We start from the raw sequence: 14,707 nt of genomic DNA, 5'->3' as shown, positions 1-14,707 counted from the left end.
GTTCTCCGTCTTTCTCCAGGAAGATCCTGAGAGCCAGTTTATTTTTACTGTATTTTGACAGTTCTTCAGTGAAATCGAGCTCTTTCTGTTTGACCGATTCTCCATAGTTCAATTTTACTCTTTGTCTTCTCTGTGTGATAATTCCTTCATCGAGATGGTACAGTGCCCATCCCAGGTCTGCTTCCAGCGGTGGGGGATTATCGCTGACAGTGTAAATGTTTACCTCGGAGATTGTGTTTACAATGCGATTTAGTTTTCCCTGATATTCATCTCCGGGTACATGAGCACAAACCAGTATCGGCGAGAAGAATCTTCGTGCGTGGTAATGAAGTGCTTTCCATCTTCCTCCGTATTCTATGCTTGACCATGAGGCAACCGGCCAGCAGTCGTTTAACTGCCAGTAAAGTGCACCCATAACCTGGGGCATATTTCTTCTGAAGTGTTCCACAGCCACTTTCATGCAGTATGCTTGATTGATTTGAGAGAGATAGGCGAGTGCCGCATAATTTCGGGGAAAACGGTACAGGCGTGATATGTATTCCAATATTATCAGATTGCCTGCAGGGTTTTTCTGATGGCTCTCCATGGAGATGGCGAAGATGTTCATGTCCGATGGGGATGTGAATTGCTTTGCTGTCCGGGGAGAGCAGAAGGACTGCATTCCAAATTCAGAGCAGAACCGAAACAGTTTTTCCTCGTAGTATTTAACCCTTTTCCTGCTGTGCCAGACATCCCAGAAATGTGCGTCACCCCCTTTTTCACTGTTATATCCTGCCTCATATCCCTCCGGATTATGAGGGGATGAGGGCCAGTAGGGGATATGACTGCTATGTTTTAAGATCAGAGATGGAAGCAGTTCATAGAAGAGGTCTTCGTAAGCTTTTTTCCTGAATGGGTTGGCTGTGATTTCATGAGGCATCTGTTCTATTTCATTGTTACCGCACCAGAGTGCAATGCAGGGGTGATTTCGGAGCCTTTTTATCTGAGTGACTGCCTCATCTTTGACAAGAGAAAGAAAGTGGTTATCTCCCGGGTAGAGGGAGCATGCGAACATGAAATCCTGCCAGACAAGAATGCCGAGGCGGTCACAGTAATCGTAGAAGGTATCTGATTCATAAATCCCTCCGCCCCAGACGCGAAGCATGTTCATGTTCGCTTTGGCTGCGGATATCAACAGTTCGCGGATCGTGGACTCTTTTACACGGGAGACAAAACTGTCTGCGGGAATCCAGTTGGCACCTTTGGCAAATACAGGAGTTCCGTTGACTGTAAACTGGAATTTTTCCCCCCACTGATCATGGCTGCGGTCCAGGACAATGGTTCTAAGGCCAATAGATGTGGTTACACTATCAATAACCTTTTTCCCGTCGATCAGATCGACTACCAGTTCGTAAAGGGGCTGGGATCCCAGGCCCTTTGGCCACCAGAGCCTTGGGTTGTCAACTATAAGCTTCAGGCTGTCGCTGAAAGCAACTGCCGTACCCTTAAGAGATAACCTGCATCGGAAGGACAAGCTGCTTTTCGATCCGGGATTTGCAAGTTCTGGTTCGATGTGAAGAGTAACTGTTCCATTTTCATGAACCTGTTTTACCAGAACCGAATCTATTCTGTTTTTTGTCCATGCTTCAAGGTAAACAGGTTTATAGATACCGCAGGTGACAAAGCGGGGACCCCAGTCCCAGCCAAAGGAACATTGCTGCTTTCTGATGTTTGACGCACCACCTACAGGATCATTCCACTCCGGAAAAGAATGCAATTTGCGCTTTTCAGCAATATAGTCCATTGGATTGAGAAAATTAACAATTAATAAATTGTTTTCAGGCTGCAGAAACTCCTTTACTTCGAATCGGTATTCAGTAAACATGTTTTCTGTGCGCCCGATCAGGTGGTCATTGAGGGAGATCGATCCCAGAGTGTCGACACCCTCAAAAACGAGTTCAACATGCTCCCGATTCAGTATAGAGGCAGGAACTGAGAAGCTGAGTCTGTACTCCCAGTCAGTGTGTTCTATCCAGTCCAGTTCCAGTTCGTTTTCCCCCCGGAAAGGGTCTGGAATCAAGTCGGCTCTAAGGAGATCCGTGTGAACACATCCGGGAACTTTTGCTTTATAATAGCTGTTTTTTCCGGACTGTGAGAACTCCCATGATCCATGCAGAAAGAGTTTTTTCTTTTTCATGGTTTAAAAATCCTTTCTTGACCATAAAAGAAAATAATAGATTTCTGCTATGCTTTTATTTCCATCTCGGTATCGGTATCGAAAGCTTATGTTGAGAGCCTAATGCTGAGATTTTGGGAGGAGAGGGGGGGGAATGAGAGCCTCACGTGAAGAAAGTGAGCGCACCTTTTGACAGGCAAACAGGCCAGTTTATCATTTTAATGAGTTTTCAAGGAGAATTTTTTGATAATAAGAGAAGGGAAAAGAGAGAGCAGCGCAATATGGAAAGTGGAAAGAAAAAAGCCGGAATCCGCTAAGCGGATCCCGGCTTGATTATAGGCAGTTACTACTGATCCTGGTTTAACGACTGACAGTCATTTCACCTTGCTCTTCCTGGCTGGATTCTTTTTCCATTTCCAGTGAGGCCATCTGTTTCAGTGCCTTGAATTTAGCGATAACAGACTTTTGTGCATGGTCAATGAACTGCTTTGAAGCCTCCGGATTGCTGCGCTGCAGGATCTTGTAACGGTTCTCGTTGTATACATAATCTGCAAGCGGCAGTGTGGGATCTTTGCTGTCAATGACCAGCGGGTTTTTGCCCTGAGGTGCCAGATCCGGATTAAACCTGTAAAGCGGCCAGTGACCGGATTCTACAGCACGCTTCTGTTCCTGGTATCCATGAACAAGATTGATACCATGTGCGATACAGTGGCTGTAGCAGATGATCAGAGATGGGCCATTGTAAGTTTCAGCTTCCATAAAAGCCTTCACAGTCTGATTCTGGTTGGCTCCCAGGGCGACCCGGGCGACATAGATATAGCCATAGCTCATGGCGATCATACCCAGATCTTTTTTCATAGTAGGCTTACCGCCTGCTGCGAACTTTGCCACCGCTCCCATAGGAGTTGCTTTGGATGACTGTCCGCCGGTGTTGGAGTAAACCTCTGTGTCAAGCACCAGGATATTGACGTTTTTGCCTGTGGCAAGCACATGATCGAGTCCTCCGTAACCGATATCGTATGCCCATCCATCACCACCCACTGCCCAGACTGACTTCTTGACCAGGTAATCTATGACAGTAAGGAGCTCTTTTGCAGTTGCTGAGGAGAGCTTCTCAAGCAGCTTTTTGGCATTGGAGACACGTCCGCGCTGGACTTCGATAAGTTCCTGAGTTGACTGATCAGCAGAGATAATTTCGCCAAGGATCAGTTTAAGTTCAGGACCGCATTCACCGTCAGCCATGATCTTGTTTGCCAATTCACTGGCATACTGGTTGAACTTATCAACTGTAAGGCGCATTCCAAGGGCCAGTTCCGCGTTGTCTTCAAAGAGGGAGTTGTTCCATGCCGGCCCCCGGCCATCCGCTCTTGTTGTGTAAGGGGTGGTGGGGAGGTTTCCACCGTAAATTGAGGAACAACCGGTTGCGTTTGCGATGTAAGCATGATCACCGAACAATTGTGTGAGCAACTTAACATATGCAGTTTCACCACACCCGGCACAGGCTCCGCTGAACTCAAAGAGAGGCTTTACAAACTGGCTGCCTTTTACTGTGCCTTTGTCGATCAGTTCAGGGTTAGTTTCCGGTATTGATAGGAAAAACTTCCAGTTTTCGGCTTCCTGTGCGCGCAGAGGAGTTTGAGGCTGCATCACTATTGCGTCACCTTTGCCCTTTGTAGGACAGTTTTCAACGCAGACTCCGCACCCTGTGCAGTCTTCGGGTGCAACCTGCATTGTATACTTCAGACCTGAAAGCTCTTTACCCTTTGCATCCGCTGATTTGAAGGTTGCAGGCGCTCCTTCGAGATACTTCGGATCGTAGGCTTTCGGGCGGATTGCCGCGTGAGGACAGATAAGAGAGCAACGATGACACTGGATACAGGTCTTCTCGTTCCACACAGGGATATTGACCGCAATATTGCGTTTTTCATACTGGGTTGTTCCAGATGGCCATATACCGTCATTGGGAATCTTGGACACAGGGAGTTGATCACCTTCTGCCTTGATAATCTTTGCGGTAACTTCCTTTACAAACTCAGGAGCGTCATCGGGTACTACTTTGATCTCCTCAACAGGATTGGTTGGTGCAGAAGGTACCGATACCTCCTGGATTCCAGCCAGAGCCATGTCGATAGAATCGAAGTTCATCTTCACCACAGCATCACCTTTTCTGCCGTAGGTTTTCTTGACTGCGCCCTTGATAGAGTCGATCGCGATATTTTCATCGATAATCCTGGAGATTTTAAAGAATGCAGTCTGCATGATGGTATTGATACGGGGACCAAGCCCGATTTTCTGGGCGATTCCGATCGCATCAATAACATAAAACTTCAGCTTCTTATCAATGATCTGTTTCTGAACACGGCCTGGGAGCTTGCTCCAGACTGTGTCTTTGTCGTACTGAGATTCCAGAAGGAATATTCCGCCATCCTGGAGATTATCGAGCATGTTAAGCTTTTCCAGGAAGGAGAAATTATGGCATGCCAGGAAGTTGGCTTTGCTGATGAGGTATGGGCTGCGAATCGGGTTTTTGCCGAAACGAAGGTGTGACACCGTGACGGTTCCTGCTTTTTTGGAATCGTAAACGAAGTAACCCTGAGTATAGTTATCAGTCTTATCAGCAATAATTTTCATGCTGTTTTTATTGGCGCTGACAGTCCCGTCAGATCCCAGACCGTAAAAGAGTGCCCTGTAAACATCTTCTCCCTCTATTGAAAAAGATCTGTCGAAATCTAATGAACTGTTCGTCAGGTCATCATTGATACCAACAACAAAGTGGTTCTTTGGTGAGCTCTTATCAAGTTCATCAAAAATTGCCTTGACCATTGCAGGAGTGAATTCTGCTGAACCCAGTCCGTAGCGACCTCCGACAATAACCGGCATAGAGGAGATGTTTGCACTTCCCTCCTGGATAGCCTCACCGATAGCCGATCTGACATCTTCGTAAAGCGGCTCACCAAGTGATCCGGGCTCTTTTGTTCTGTCGAGAACAGCAATTTTCTTTACTGTTGCAGGGATGGCGTCGATCAGATTCTTTACACTGAAAGGCCTGAACAGACGAACCTTTATAACACCGGTTTTTCTGCCCTGCTTATTGAGGAAGTCAACTGTTTCATGCACTGTGTCTGCACCGGAACCCATAATCACGATTACGTTTTCTGCATCAGGGGCTCCGACATAGTCAAACAGATGGTACTGACGTCCGGTCTGTTTGGCGAACTTGTCCATGTATTTCTGAACAATTCCCGGACACATCTGATAGAAAGGGTTGACAGTTTCACGTCCCTGGAAGTACACATCAGGGTTCTGAGCGGTTCCCTTGATATAGGGACGGTCAGGACTCATGGAACGCTTGCGGTGTGCCCAGACCAGCTCGTCATTTATCATTGCACGCATATCATCAAATGTGAGCTCCTCGATTTTCTGAAGCTCATGTGATGTACGGAAACCATCAAAGAAATGCACAAAGGGAACCCTTGCCTCTAAAGTTGCACTATGGGCAATGAGAGCGAAATCCATGGCTTCCTGTACACTGGTTGAGGAAAGCAATGCAAAGCCTGTCTGGCGTACAGCCATCACATCACCGTGGTCACCGAAAATCGAAAGACCCTGGCAGGCTATGGCACGTGCAGATACATGGAAAACAGTTGGAGTCAGTTCACCAGCGATCTTGTACATATTGGGGATCATGAGGAGCAGACCTTGTGAGGCGGTAAAGGTAGTAGTCAATGCTCCTGCTGAGAGTGCACCATGGACAGCACCTGCAGCTCCGCCTTCAGACTGAAGCTCTGAGACCTGAGGAACTGTTCCCCAGATATTTTTCTGACCAGCTGCACTCTTTTCATCCGCAATCTCACCCATGTTCGATGATGGGGTGATCGGGTATATGGCAATGACTTCGTTGACCGCATGCGCTACGTGTGCGCAGGCTGAATTACCATCATGAGGTACTTTGTTTTTAGACATGTTAATAAGCTCCTCTATATTGTTAAATCAGAATCGAGAGAAAACATAACAATATAATTGCAACCAGCATTTTTTCCAACCAAAACCGGTGCAAAATTAATTGAATACCCCAATTTTAAAAGAAAACGTGCCGGAGAAATATTTCGGCATAGAAGGTTGGATATTGCACATAAAGCAGGAAAAGATACGATGAAAGGACAATTTCACCGCAGGGGCTGCATCAGCAGCAAATTACTGCGATTCTTCACCTGTTCTCTCTTCCTGAATCTTCTGAGGAATGCTTTCCACAGGTGTAACCGTTTCCGGTGTGCGGGGGTTACTTTTAATTGTTGCCTTTAGAATGATAAATGCAAAGAAGGCAATTCCCAGTCCCAGGAACAGGTAAGAGATTAGGTGGTAGTATCTCTCCAGAAGTTCTTTCTGGGAGTATAGAAAAAAACCGAGTAAGACCAGTATCAGATTCCAGATTCCTGATCCAATACAGGTGAAAAGCAGAAAGTTCTTCAGATTCATTCGTGCAAATCCGGCAGGAAGTGAAATCAACTGGCGAATGACCGGAACCAGTCTTCCTATCAAAGTTGAACTGATTCCATATTTGTTAAAATATGCCTCTGCCTTCTGCAGGCTCTCCTGCTTGATCATCAGAAGGTGTGCGATTTTGGTGTCTGCCAGGGCGTAAAGCACTTTCCTGCCCAGGATCAGAGCAAAGTAGTAATTGAAAATAGCACCGATCAAAGCACCTAAAGTCGAGAAACCAAAGACTCCGTATATATTAAGCTGCCCCTGAGCGGCTTTCCATGCAGCAGGGGGAACCACTATTTCTGAAGGAAGAGGTATAAAGGAACTTTCAATCGCCATAAGAATGGTGACGGTCAGGTAATTGATATGTTCCATGTACCAGTTGATGAATGTTGAGAGCAATTCATGCATATTTCTTGACGACCTTTTTTCTAAAGGTGAGATGACTTAAAAAAGTGTTCCAGGTTTTACAGGTTGCTGTGATTAAAAAGGACTACCAGCCATGTTCCCCAATAAGCGGCACAAAGACTACATTACCTGCTTTTGTAGTCTGACGCAGGCCTTCGGTTGTTTTGTCGAAAATGTAAAGTTCCTGATTGTTTCTGTCGCCAGCAGGAATTACCATCCTCCCGCCGACTGCCAATTGGTCAGAAAGAGTTTTAGGCACTACAGGTGCTCCGGCAGTTACTATTATTTTGTCAAATGGTGCATTTTGCTGCCATCCGCAGGTCCCGTCACCGATTTTGAATACAACATTAAGATAGCCCATCTCCCTCAGGCGTTTTCGTGCGGTTTCTCCCAGAACGTTGTTCCTTTCTATTGTATAAACACGGCGCGAGAACTGGGCCAGTATCGCAGTTTGAAAGCCTGAACCAGTGCCTATCTCCAGAATTTTCTCATCTTTTTTCAGTTCAAGGAGTTGTGTCATGCAGGCCACAATCGAGGGCTGGGATATGGTCTGTCCGCAACCGATTGGAAGAGCATTGTCATCATAGGCCTGGGCATACATGGCACCATCTACAAACAGATGACGCGGGACTTTACGGAAGGCATCAAGCACCCTCTCATCGGTTATCCCCTTGTCACGAAGAGTTCTGATCAGTTTTTCACAGGCAAACGTTGGATTTAGATGTTCTGTCATTTGCTTGATTCTTGGTTTTGTATTTGAAATTAGTTCTGATTACGGCTTTAACCCATCTAAAAGTGTCGTAAAGATGGGAAATGTGACTTAGGTCACTCAAATATAATGTCTGCACTTCTGTAAAACAGATCTTAAAACCGCTGCGAACCGCTTTGATAATGACTTCTGATTCCATTTCGAATCTCTCATAGTCAATTGTAACAGAACTGAGAAAAGCAGCGGAATAGATCCTGTAGCCGCACTGACTATCCCTGATATTCACTCCTGTAAAGAGGGAGAGAATCCATGATGTCAGGCGGTTGGAGCAGATTCTCAAGAAAGGCATGGCTCCGGGAACCATCTTTCTGGCACCGATACAGATCCCAATATCGGGATCTTTACTGATTGCAGAGATGAATCTGTGCAGGTCATCGGGTGAGTGCTGCCCGTCGGCGTCCATAGTTATTACCCAGGCAGCTCCTTTTTTCAGAAGAAAGGAAAAACCGGTCCTTAAGGCGGCTCCTTTCCCTTTATTTACTTCATGTCTGATACAATCGATCTTTAAATCTTTACATAGATCGTAAGTATTATCTCCTGAGGCATCATCAACAACACAGATTTGTTTTTCAGGCACAAAACAGAGCAGGTCAGGGAGAAATTTCCTTAGAAGATCTGCTGATTTATAAGCCGGAATAAGGACAAAAACAACTTCAGGCCACTCTGCTGAGAGCATCCATTTTCTCCTGAATCAGAGCGCGAAGACTTTCGGTGAAATCCTCATTGTCTGAATACTGTTGAGTGCAGATCGGATCACCTAAAATGATATCCACTCTGGCAAACGGTTTTGGAATTATAAATCTATCCCACGATTTAAGTCTCCAAGAGCGGTCGGAAAACAGTACCACCGGCACAACAGGTGCTCTGGAGAGGAAAGCTATCTGTGCCACACCGGATTTAACAATTTCTGCCGGTCCCCTTGGCCCGTCAGGTGTTAATACAATACTTTTCTTTTCTTTCAATACCCGTACACACTGCCTGAGTGCAGAGAGACGGTTGTGGCTTGATGAGCCAAAGACAATATCGTGTTTCCAGCATTTTGCCACTGCAGCAGCAATCCTTCCATCACGGCTCTGAGAAACCAGCGCGGTTTTTCCGGTGTTTCTGAAAACAAAGGAAAGTGGCAGCAGTTGTGAGTGCCAGAAGCAGTAGATTCTGCCGTATCCCTGATCGTTAAATGGGTCAATAGCTTCAGGAGCCTTGATTTTAAACCGCCAGGTTCTGCCTAATATCGAGGCGATAAGCCAGATTGCAAAACTGGTCAGGTTCATTCCAGATGAGTCGGATTTTATATTCATTCCTTTGTTATCTTGTGGCAGATATCAGTATTGTCCAGAATGGGAAACTAATAAAAATTCTGCTTCTGGAAAAACAGATTCTTTCAACTTCGCTTCTTGAACTGCAAATGTTTCGAAATACACTAATTATTTAATTAATTCAGGCACCTATATTTAATGGAGAAAACATGCATATTAAGCTAAAAAATATTATAATTCCGGTATGCTTTTTCTGTTTGCACGCTTCAGCAACTCTCCTTCCTTTTCCTTCAACCCTTCCTGCAGTAAATACCCCTTACGATACTATACTTCTTAAAACCTGGCAGGGAATAAAGAAACGCAATATAGATCCTTATGAAATCCCAACGGTTCACAGGCCTAAATCAGAACTACCCCACGATTTTGTATCCGAAGGTGCGGGTTATGGGATGATTCTGGCACTTTATTGTAATGATCAGGTTTACTTTAATAAGATATGGGATGCAGCAGAGACCTATCTCTGGGCTGGTCAATTCTATAACTGGAGGGCAAACAGTGAGGGCGGCGTGATAGGAACTGGGGCAGCTACCGATGCTGAGCAGGATATTGCCCTTGCGCTGATCTTCGCCGATTTACTTGTCAAAAAAAAAGTCTGGCAGGCACACACAAGCCCCAAAGGTGTCAGTTATGCTCAAAGAGCTCAGGAGATCCTTAACAATATCTGGTCACTGATGGTGGAAGGGGGGAAATATCTCAGACCAGGTGCAGAATGGGGAGGAAGTAATTTCGTTAATCCCGGTTATTTCGCCCCGGCATTCTACCGTGTTTTCGAGGAATTTGATTCTGAGAATCATAACTGGAGTGCTGTAATTGATCAGTGCTATGCAAGCATTACCTTTTCTCCAGGTTACCAGAATGGGCTGGTTCCGGACTGGATGAAGCCCACTGGTGAGTTTTGCGGGGAGGCTCTGGGGTATAACAGCTATGCCGGGGGAGAGTTTTTTTACAAGGATGCTATAAGGGTTCTATGGCGGCTCGCAACCGATTACCTGTGGTATAATGAACCTCGTGCCAAGACTTTCCTTCAAAAGGCACTGGCTTTTATTGGTACACCGGAGAGGGCGAATTTTTTCCAGATGGATGGAAGTGCTGTCACAGATGAGTTTGAACTTGGCAATGGAGTAACCCGCCAAAGAACCGAACACAGTCATCTTACAATCGGGATGTGGGCAACAGCGGCAATGGGAGCCGGAGGTCCACAGGCAGCAGAACCTTTCAGCGATGAGCTCCTCAAATTTTATGAAGGTCGTGACTACTGGGGGAAAGCCAGCGATACAGCCTTTGAGGATACACTTCACAATGAGATGTACTTCGATCAGTTTCTGGCCTGGTTTGGTGCATCACTTATTTCCGGAGTTTTTACAAATCTTTGGGAAGACATGAAAGATTCACTCCCTGGAGTGCCGCTTCAGTGGGTAAATCAACCGACAATTGGACCCTTTGATATCAAAGCCAATGTTGAACCACTTAAGATAAGCGGGGTTTTTAATAAAACTGCCAGATGGACGGTTGAACTGGTACATTGGCAAGACTCCACAGCCTGGTGCCAGTTCAGTGGAAAATCCAGTTCCATAGACATATCCTGGGTTGGAATTTCATCTGAAGGCAGTGCTATGCCTCAGGGCTACTACGATGTTACCATCTCTGCCAGAGGACTTTCTGAGCAGGTAAAGCAGAGAGTCTGGCTTGGGGAAGTGCTGAACCTTATGTATGGAAACCGCCTGTTGATCGATGATTACCGCGATGGCGATCTTATGCCCTACATAGGAAGCAGTTGGACCAGTTATCTTGACAGCCATGAGGGGAAGGCCGGCAATTCGTCAGTTCGTGAATTCAAAATCATTCAGGAAGACAGCCCTCTGCTTAAATGGGCTTACCACCTGGATCAGGGACACCTGGGATTTGATCCATATGCGGCACTCGAATGGAACTGTATGACCTCTGAAGGGAATCTTAATCTGAGCGGTCTCGATACTATTATCATTTCTGCCCGTTCAGCGTCACCGCTTGGAGTTTCCGTTCAGCTAATAACCTCAGATATAACCGATTACAACTATTTTCACGATTCTCTCTACCTTAACACACAAATGAAGGAGTTTCGCCTTCCTGTGGCCGGATTTACTCAGAGATGGTCCGGTTATGCACAATTAGATTTGTCAAAGGTTACGGCAATACGGTTTCAGGTTCAGCAGCCAAGTGGTACAGAAAATGAAATCGTACTTGGCAAGGTGTATTTCACTGGAAATCTGGGGAGTATTTATGAGGCTCCACCAGCGTATATACCTCCGGTTATCAAGACCAGGAAGATGCTTGCAAACAGAAGCCAGCAGGGATTGACGATCAGTACTGCGGGAAATATGCTCAAAGTGAAAGCATATCGGACTTTTAACAGCATGACCATCTATGACCAGTCAGGAAGGTTTGTAAGCAGGTTGAATGTCAGGAACGGAGTGGCACTCTGGGATTATTCAAACATTAAAGGGAAAAGGGTTCCACCAGGAGTTTATGTGCTTGTAGCGGAAGGTAGAGAAAACAGAATGGCTCTGCCTTTGAACTGCAGATTTTAACTGCTGATAATCAGTTAACCATCCCGAGGAGAATCTGTAATTATCTGAGATAAAGAATGCTTTGGAAATCAGCGGTTTAATCAGGCACTTGTGGTTGAGTCCTGCTTCATCCGCCAGATTTCCGCATATTTAGTTACCCAGATTCTTGCCGCAGTCTCCTCGTCCACATCTTTTCCCAGGATTTCTGAGAGATACTGGCGATATTTTCGTATCTCTTCAATCTGAATATGGTTGTCCATAATTAAGACCCCGGAAAGTCGCTATATACATTATCGGCTTTTCAAAACAATCTCTAATGAAAAAACCGGACCAATTCTATGAACCTCAATTCCTCAATCAATCATTGGGAATTGTGTTATTTAGTTTTTACTCAATGATGAAAACAGAAATTTCAGAGAACTGTAAAAAACGCACGGACTATTTTTACATTTCAATGTAATCTTCCACCTCTTGCAGATCCGGGAAGCTACAGTGTTTAATATCTTATTTGGTGAAGTGGAACAGCAATGTATTTAATTCCTCAGGTTAAAAAGCTGACTTTTATCAACGGCATTTTTTCAATCGATCCGGGAGATAAGATATATGTTCCGGAGTTATCTGAAGAATATATGCCTGTTATCTTAACAATTAATAAAACGCTTGAGAAGAGGATGTGTTTTATTCTTTCTGCAGAAAGTCCCCCAGATATTTACTGTAAAGGTATTTACTTTTGCAAGGTGGAAGCCGCTGGGCCAGAGGATTACACTCTGAGTGTGAGCAGAGAGAAGATTGAAATCACGGGCAAGGGAGAGGAGGCATTTTTCAGGGCAGTTCAGACACTTTGTCAGATTATTGACCAGTGCGGAAGGGAGATCCCTTGTCTTTACATAGAAGATAGTCCTGATTTCCCATGCCGGGGCTTTTATCATGATATCACCAGGGGAAAGGTCCCCAGGCTTGACACTCTGAAATGGCTTGCAGAGAGGCTCGCTTATTACAAATTCAATCAGATGCAGCTTTATATAGAGCATACTTTTGCATTCAGAAATATTCCTGAATTGTGGAAGGATAAAAGTCCTGTTACTGCAGAGGAGATCAGGGAGCTTGATAGTTTCTGCCGCAGCCTGCACATAGAGCTTGTCCCCTCTCTGTCAACATTTGGACATCTTTACGAACTTCTACGCCTGAAAAGATTCGAGCATCTTAACGAGTTAGATATCAAAGCCTCAGAAATTCCCCATAATCTCTGGGACAGAATGGCTCATTACACAATTGATCCTTCGAATCCGGAAAGCTTTGCGCTGATCGAATCTATGATTACTGAACTGCTTCCGCTGTTCTCATCGAAATACTTTAATATCTGCTGTGATGAGACTTTTGATCTGGGCAAAGGAAAAAACTTCAACAGGGCAGAAAAAATAGGGGTTGGCAGGATCTATGTTGATTTTGTTAAAAAGATCGCGGGAGTTGTGATAAAAAACGGAAAGATACCAATGATGTGGGGAGATATAGTACTTAATCACCCCGATCTTATAGGGGAGCTTCCTCCTGAGATGGTTTTTCTTAACTGGGGATATGACCCGGATATAGATGAAGAAGGGGTAAAACTTTTTGCAGAAAAAGGCCTTACACAGTACTGTTGTCCGGGAGCACGGGGGTGGAGCAGATTTTCCTATGACATTGAAAACGCATCCTTAAACATTCGCCGGATGATCTCCCATGGGTATTCTTTTAATGCCAGAGGGATTCTTCTGACAGACTGGGGTGATTGCGGTCATGTAAACTTCCTTTCCGGCGCGCTCCATGGAGCGATGCTGGCTGCTGCTCTTTCATGGAATCATGAATCCTACAGTGATGATAAAGAGTTTGATCATGCTGCTTCTGTGGTTGAATGGGGCGAGCAATCCAGAACTCTTTACAACCTTCTAAGGGAACTGGGAAGTCTGTATACTTACCATTTCGGCAACATTTACGCCTGGATCATAAACCTGCAGGGGTTATGGAACAGAGAAGAGATGGTCAAAGAAATGGATAGTGTAACTCTGGTGGAGAATTTCCGAAGAGCAGGGGAGATAGCCGATGCAATATCCGGGCTGGATAATTATACTTATGAGAAATACGGGGAGCTTTTCTGGAGTGCACGGGCGGTTCAATGGACACTGGGGCTTCTATGTTTTAAGAAGGTAAAGGAATATGGACAGAAATGTGAACTGCCAATTAGTAAAGAAAACCTGATTAAAACCGGGCGGCTTCTGACTGATGAATTTATTGATCTTTGGATGAAGAGGAATAAGGAGTCGGAATTGAAGGAAGTAGTGAGAATTTTCAATGCTGCATTGGAGAAGGTGGGGAGTTTGGGATAAGGGGGGGGTAGGGCTTTTCAGTTGTTGTGATAGATATTCGGGAGGAATGCAGGTTTTTGAGGTTTACCTCAGGGTGTCTTTACCTCAGAGGTGACTTAAGTACCCAGGGATCATAGTTTCACCTCAGAGATGATTTAACGACTCTGCTTTCGATCACTATTTTTCCTCAGAGGTGACCTAAGGACTTTGCATTTTAATCATTGTTTTACCTCGCAGGTGAATTATCGATTCAGCCTCGCCAGACCTTAAATCCGAGGCATCATCTCACATTTTTCCTCAATTCCGCAAATAGTTCCCAATATCTCTACACTAGGAGCAGCTATTTCCCTGCTCTAATTCATTGATAGGGAAAAAAACTGAAGGCTATTACAATAGAGGAGAATGGGCATTAACCAATGCCGTACTTTACGACTTCAATGGAACAAACGTAGCTTACGTGCAAACCATCTCTTTTAGAAAGTCCAGTTCATTTATTCTGTTGCTCCTGGAGATCATCTTCGAAACCGCTGATCCACTTACTCCCAGATAATTGGCCAGATTGATACAGGAAAAACCAAAGTGGCTGACTCCAACCAGTGCAAAGATCTCTCTGGCAGTGGAGATCTCATTAATTCGGCCGCTGTGATCAATCAGTTCTTCTCTTTTCCTGTTTATGCAGGCACCAACCC

General features: G+C 45.1%; 10 protein-coding genes. 2 read left to right on the top strand and 8 right to left on the bottom strand.

Translation table 11 applies throughout. The features are described from left to right. From GX089_15220 to GX089_15195, 6 genes are all read right to left on the bottom strand, one after another. Positions 1–2,176 (bottom strand): glycoside hydrolase family 2 protein (locus GX089_15220; protein NLP03844.1); only part of this gene is annotated, 2,176 nt, incomplete at its 3' end. A gap of 339 nt (positions 2,177–2,515) precedes the next feature. Further along, a complete protein-coding gene (nifJ, locus tag GX089_15215) occupies positions 2,516–6,118 on the bottom strand; it encodes a pyruvate:ferredoxin (flavodoxin) oxidoreductase (protein ID NLP03843.1) in 3,603 nt (1,200 codons plus the stop codon). Between the two features lie 231 nt (positions 6,119–6,349). Further along, positions 6,350–7,048 carry a DedA family protein gene (locus tag GX089_15210; GenBank protein ID NLP03842.1) on the bottom strand — a complete coding sequence of 233 codons (699 nt, stop codon included), beginning with the start codon at positions 7,046–7,048 and terminating at the stop codon, positions 6,350–6,352. An 82-nt stretch (positions 7,049–7,130) separates the two neighbouring features. Next, positions 7,131–7,778 carry a protein-L-isoaspartate(D-aspartate) O-methyltransferase gene (locus GX089_15205; GenBank protein NLP03841.1) on the bottom strand — a complete coding sequence of 216 codons (648 nt, stop codon included), beginning with the start codon at positions 7,776–7,778 and terminating at the stop codon, positions 7,131–7,133. Beyond that, positions 7,744–8,490, bottom strand: a complete 747-nt coding sequence (locus tag GX089_15200) for a glycosyltransferase family 2 protein (GenBank protein NLP03840.1) — start codon at positions 8,488–8,490, stop codon at positions 7,744–7,746. The genes GX089_15205 and GX089_15200 overlap by 35 nt, the downstream gene beginning before the upstream one ends. Further along, complete coding sequence (locus GX089_15195; protein ID NLP03839.1) at positions 8,468–9,112, bottom strand: lysophospholipid acyltransferase family protein; 645 nt, start codon at positions 9,110–9,112, stop codon at positions 8,468–8,470. The genes GX089_15200 and GX089_15195 overlap by 23 nt, the downstream gene beginning before the upstream one ends. Positions 9,113–9,279: 167 nt before the next feature. On the opposite strand from GX089_15195, the gene GX089_15190 reads away from it, so the two are divergent. Continuing rightward, positions 9,280–11,697 (top strand): hypothetical protein, encoded by a 2,418-nt coding sequence (locus tag GX089_15190; GenBank protein NLP03838.1) that lies wholly within the window; start codon positions 9,280–9,282, stop codon positions 11,695–11,697. Positions 11,698–11,777: 80 nt separating this feature from the next. Here the strand turns inward: GX089_15190 and GX089_15185 are convergent, their stop codons facing one another. Then, entirely contained in the window at positions 11,778–11,936 is a 159-nt protein-coding gene (locus tag GX089_15185) for a hypothetical protein (protein ID NLP03837.1), read from the bottom strand. Positions 11,937–12,203: 267 nt separating this feature from the next. Here GX089_15185 and GX089_15180 point away from each other — a divergent pair, with 267 nt between their 5' ends. Beyond that, the gene (locus tag GX089_15180; protein ID NLP03836.1) at positions 12,204–14,039 is read left to right on the top strand and encodes a family 20 glycosylhydrolase; all 1,836 of its coding nucleotides are present in this window, start codon (positions 12,204–12,206) and stop codon (positions 14,037–14,039) included. 432 nt (positions 14,040–14,471) lie between these two features. Here the strand turns inward: GX089_15180 and GX089_15175 are convergent. Continuing rightward, positions 14,472–14,707: hypothetical protein (locus GX089_15175; GenBank protein ID NLP03835.1), on the bottom strand; the 236-nt coding region annotated here is incomplete at its 5' end.

Source organism: Fibrobacter sp., from assembly GCA_012523595.1.
GTDB lineage: Bacteria > Fibrobacterota > Chitinivibrionia > Chitinivibrionales > Chitinispirillaceae > JAAYIG01.
Note: the sequence above shows the minus strand (reverse complement) of the source record. Positions and strands in the feature narration are given on the sequence as shown.

Excerpts from the sequence above, each read along its gene's own strand:
- nifJ (NLP03843.1), bottom strand. The coding sequence starts at position 6,118 with ATGTCTAAAAACAAAGTACCTCATGATGGTAATTCAGCCTGCGCACAC.
- GX089_15210 (NLP03842.1), bottom strand. The coding sequence starts at position 7,048 with ATGCATGAATTGCTCTCAACATTCATCAACTGGTACATGGAACATATC.
- GX089_15205 (NLP03841.1), bottom strand. The coding sequence starts at position 7,778 with ATGACAGAACATCTAAATCCAACGTTTGCCTGTGAAAAACTGATCAGA.
- GX089_15200 (NLP03840.1), bottom strand. The coding sequence starts at position 8,490 with ATGCTCTCAGCAGAGTGGCCTGAAGTTGTTTTTGTCCTTATTCCGGCT.
- GX089_15195 (NLP03839.1), bottom strand. The coding sequence starts at position 9,112 with ATGAATATAAAATCCGACTCATCTGGAATGAACCTGACCAGTTTTGCA.
- GX089_15190 (NLP03838.1), top strand. The coding sequence starts at position 9,280 with ATGCATATTAAGCTAAAAAATATTATAATTCCGGTATGCTTTTTCTGT.
- GX089_15185 (NLP03837.1), bottom strand. The coding sequence starts at position 11,936 with ATGGACAACCATATTCAGATTGAAGAGATACGAAAATATCGCCAGTAT.
- GX089_15180 (NLP03836.1), top strand. The coding sequence starts at position 12,204 with ATGTATTTAATTCCTCAGGTTAAAAAGCTGACTTTTATCAACGGCATT.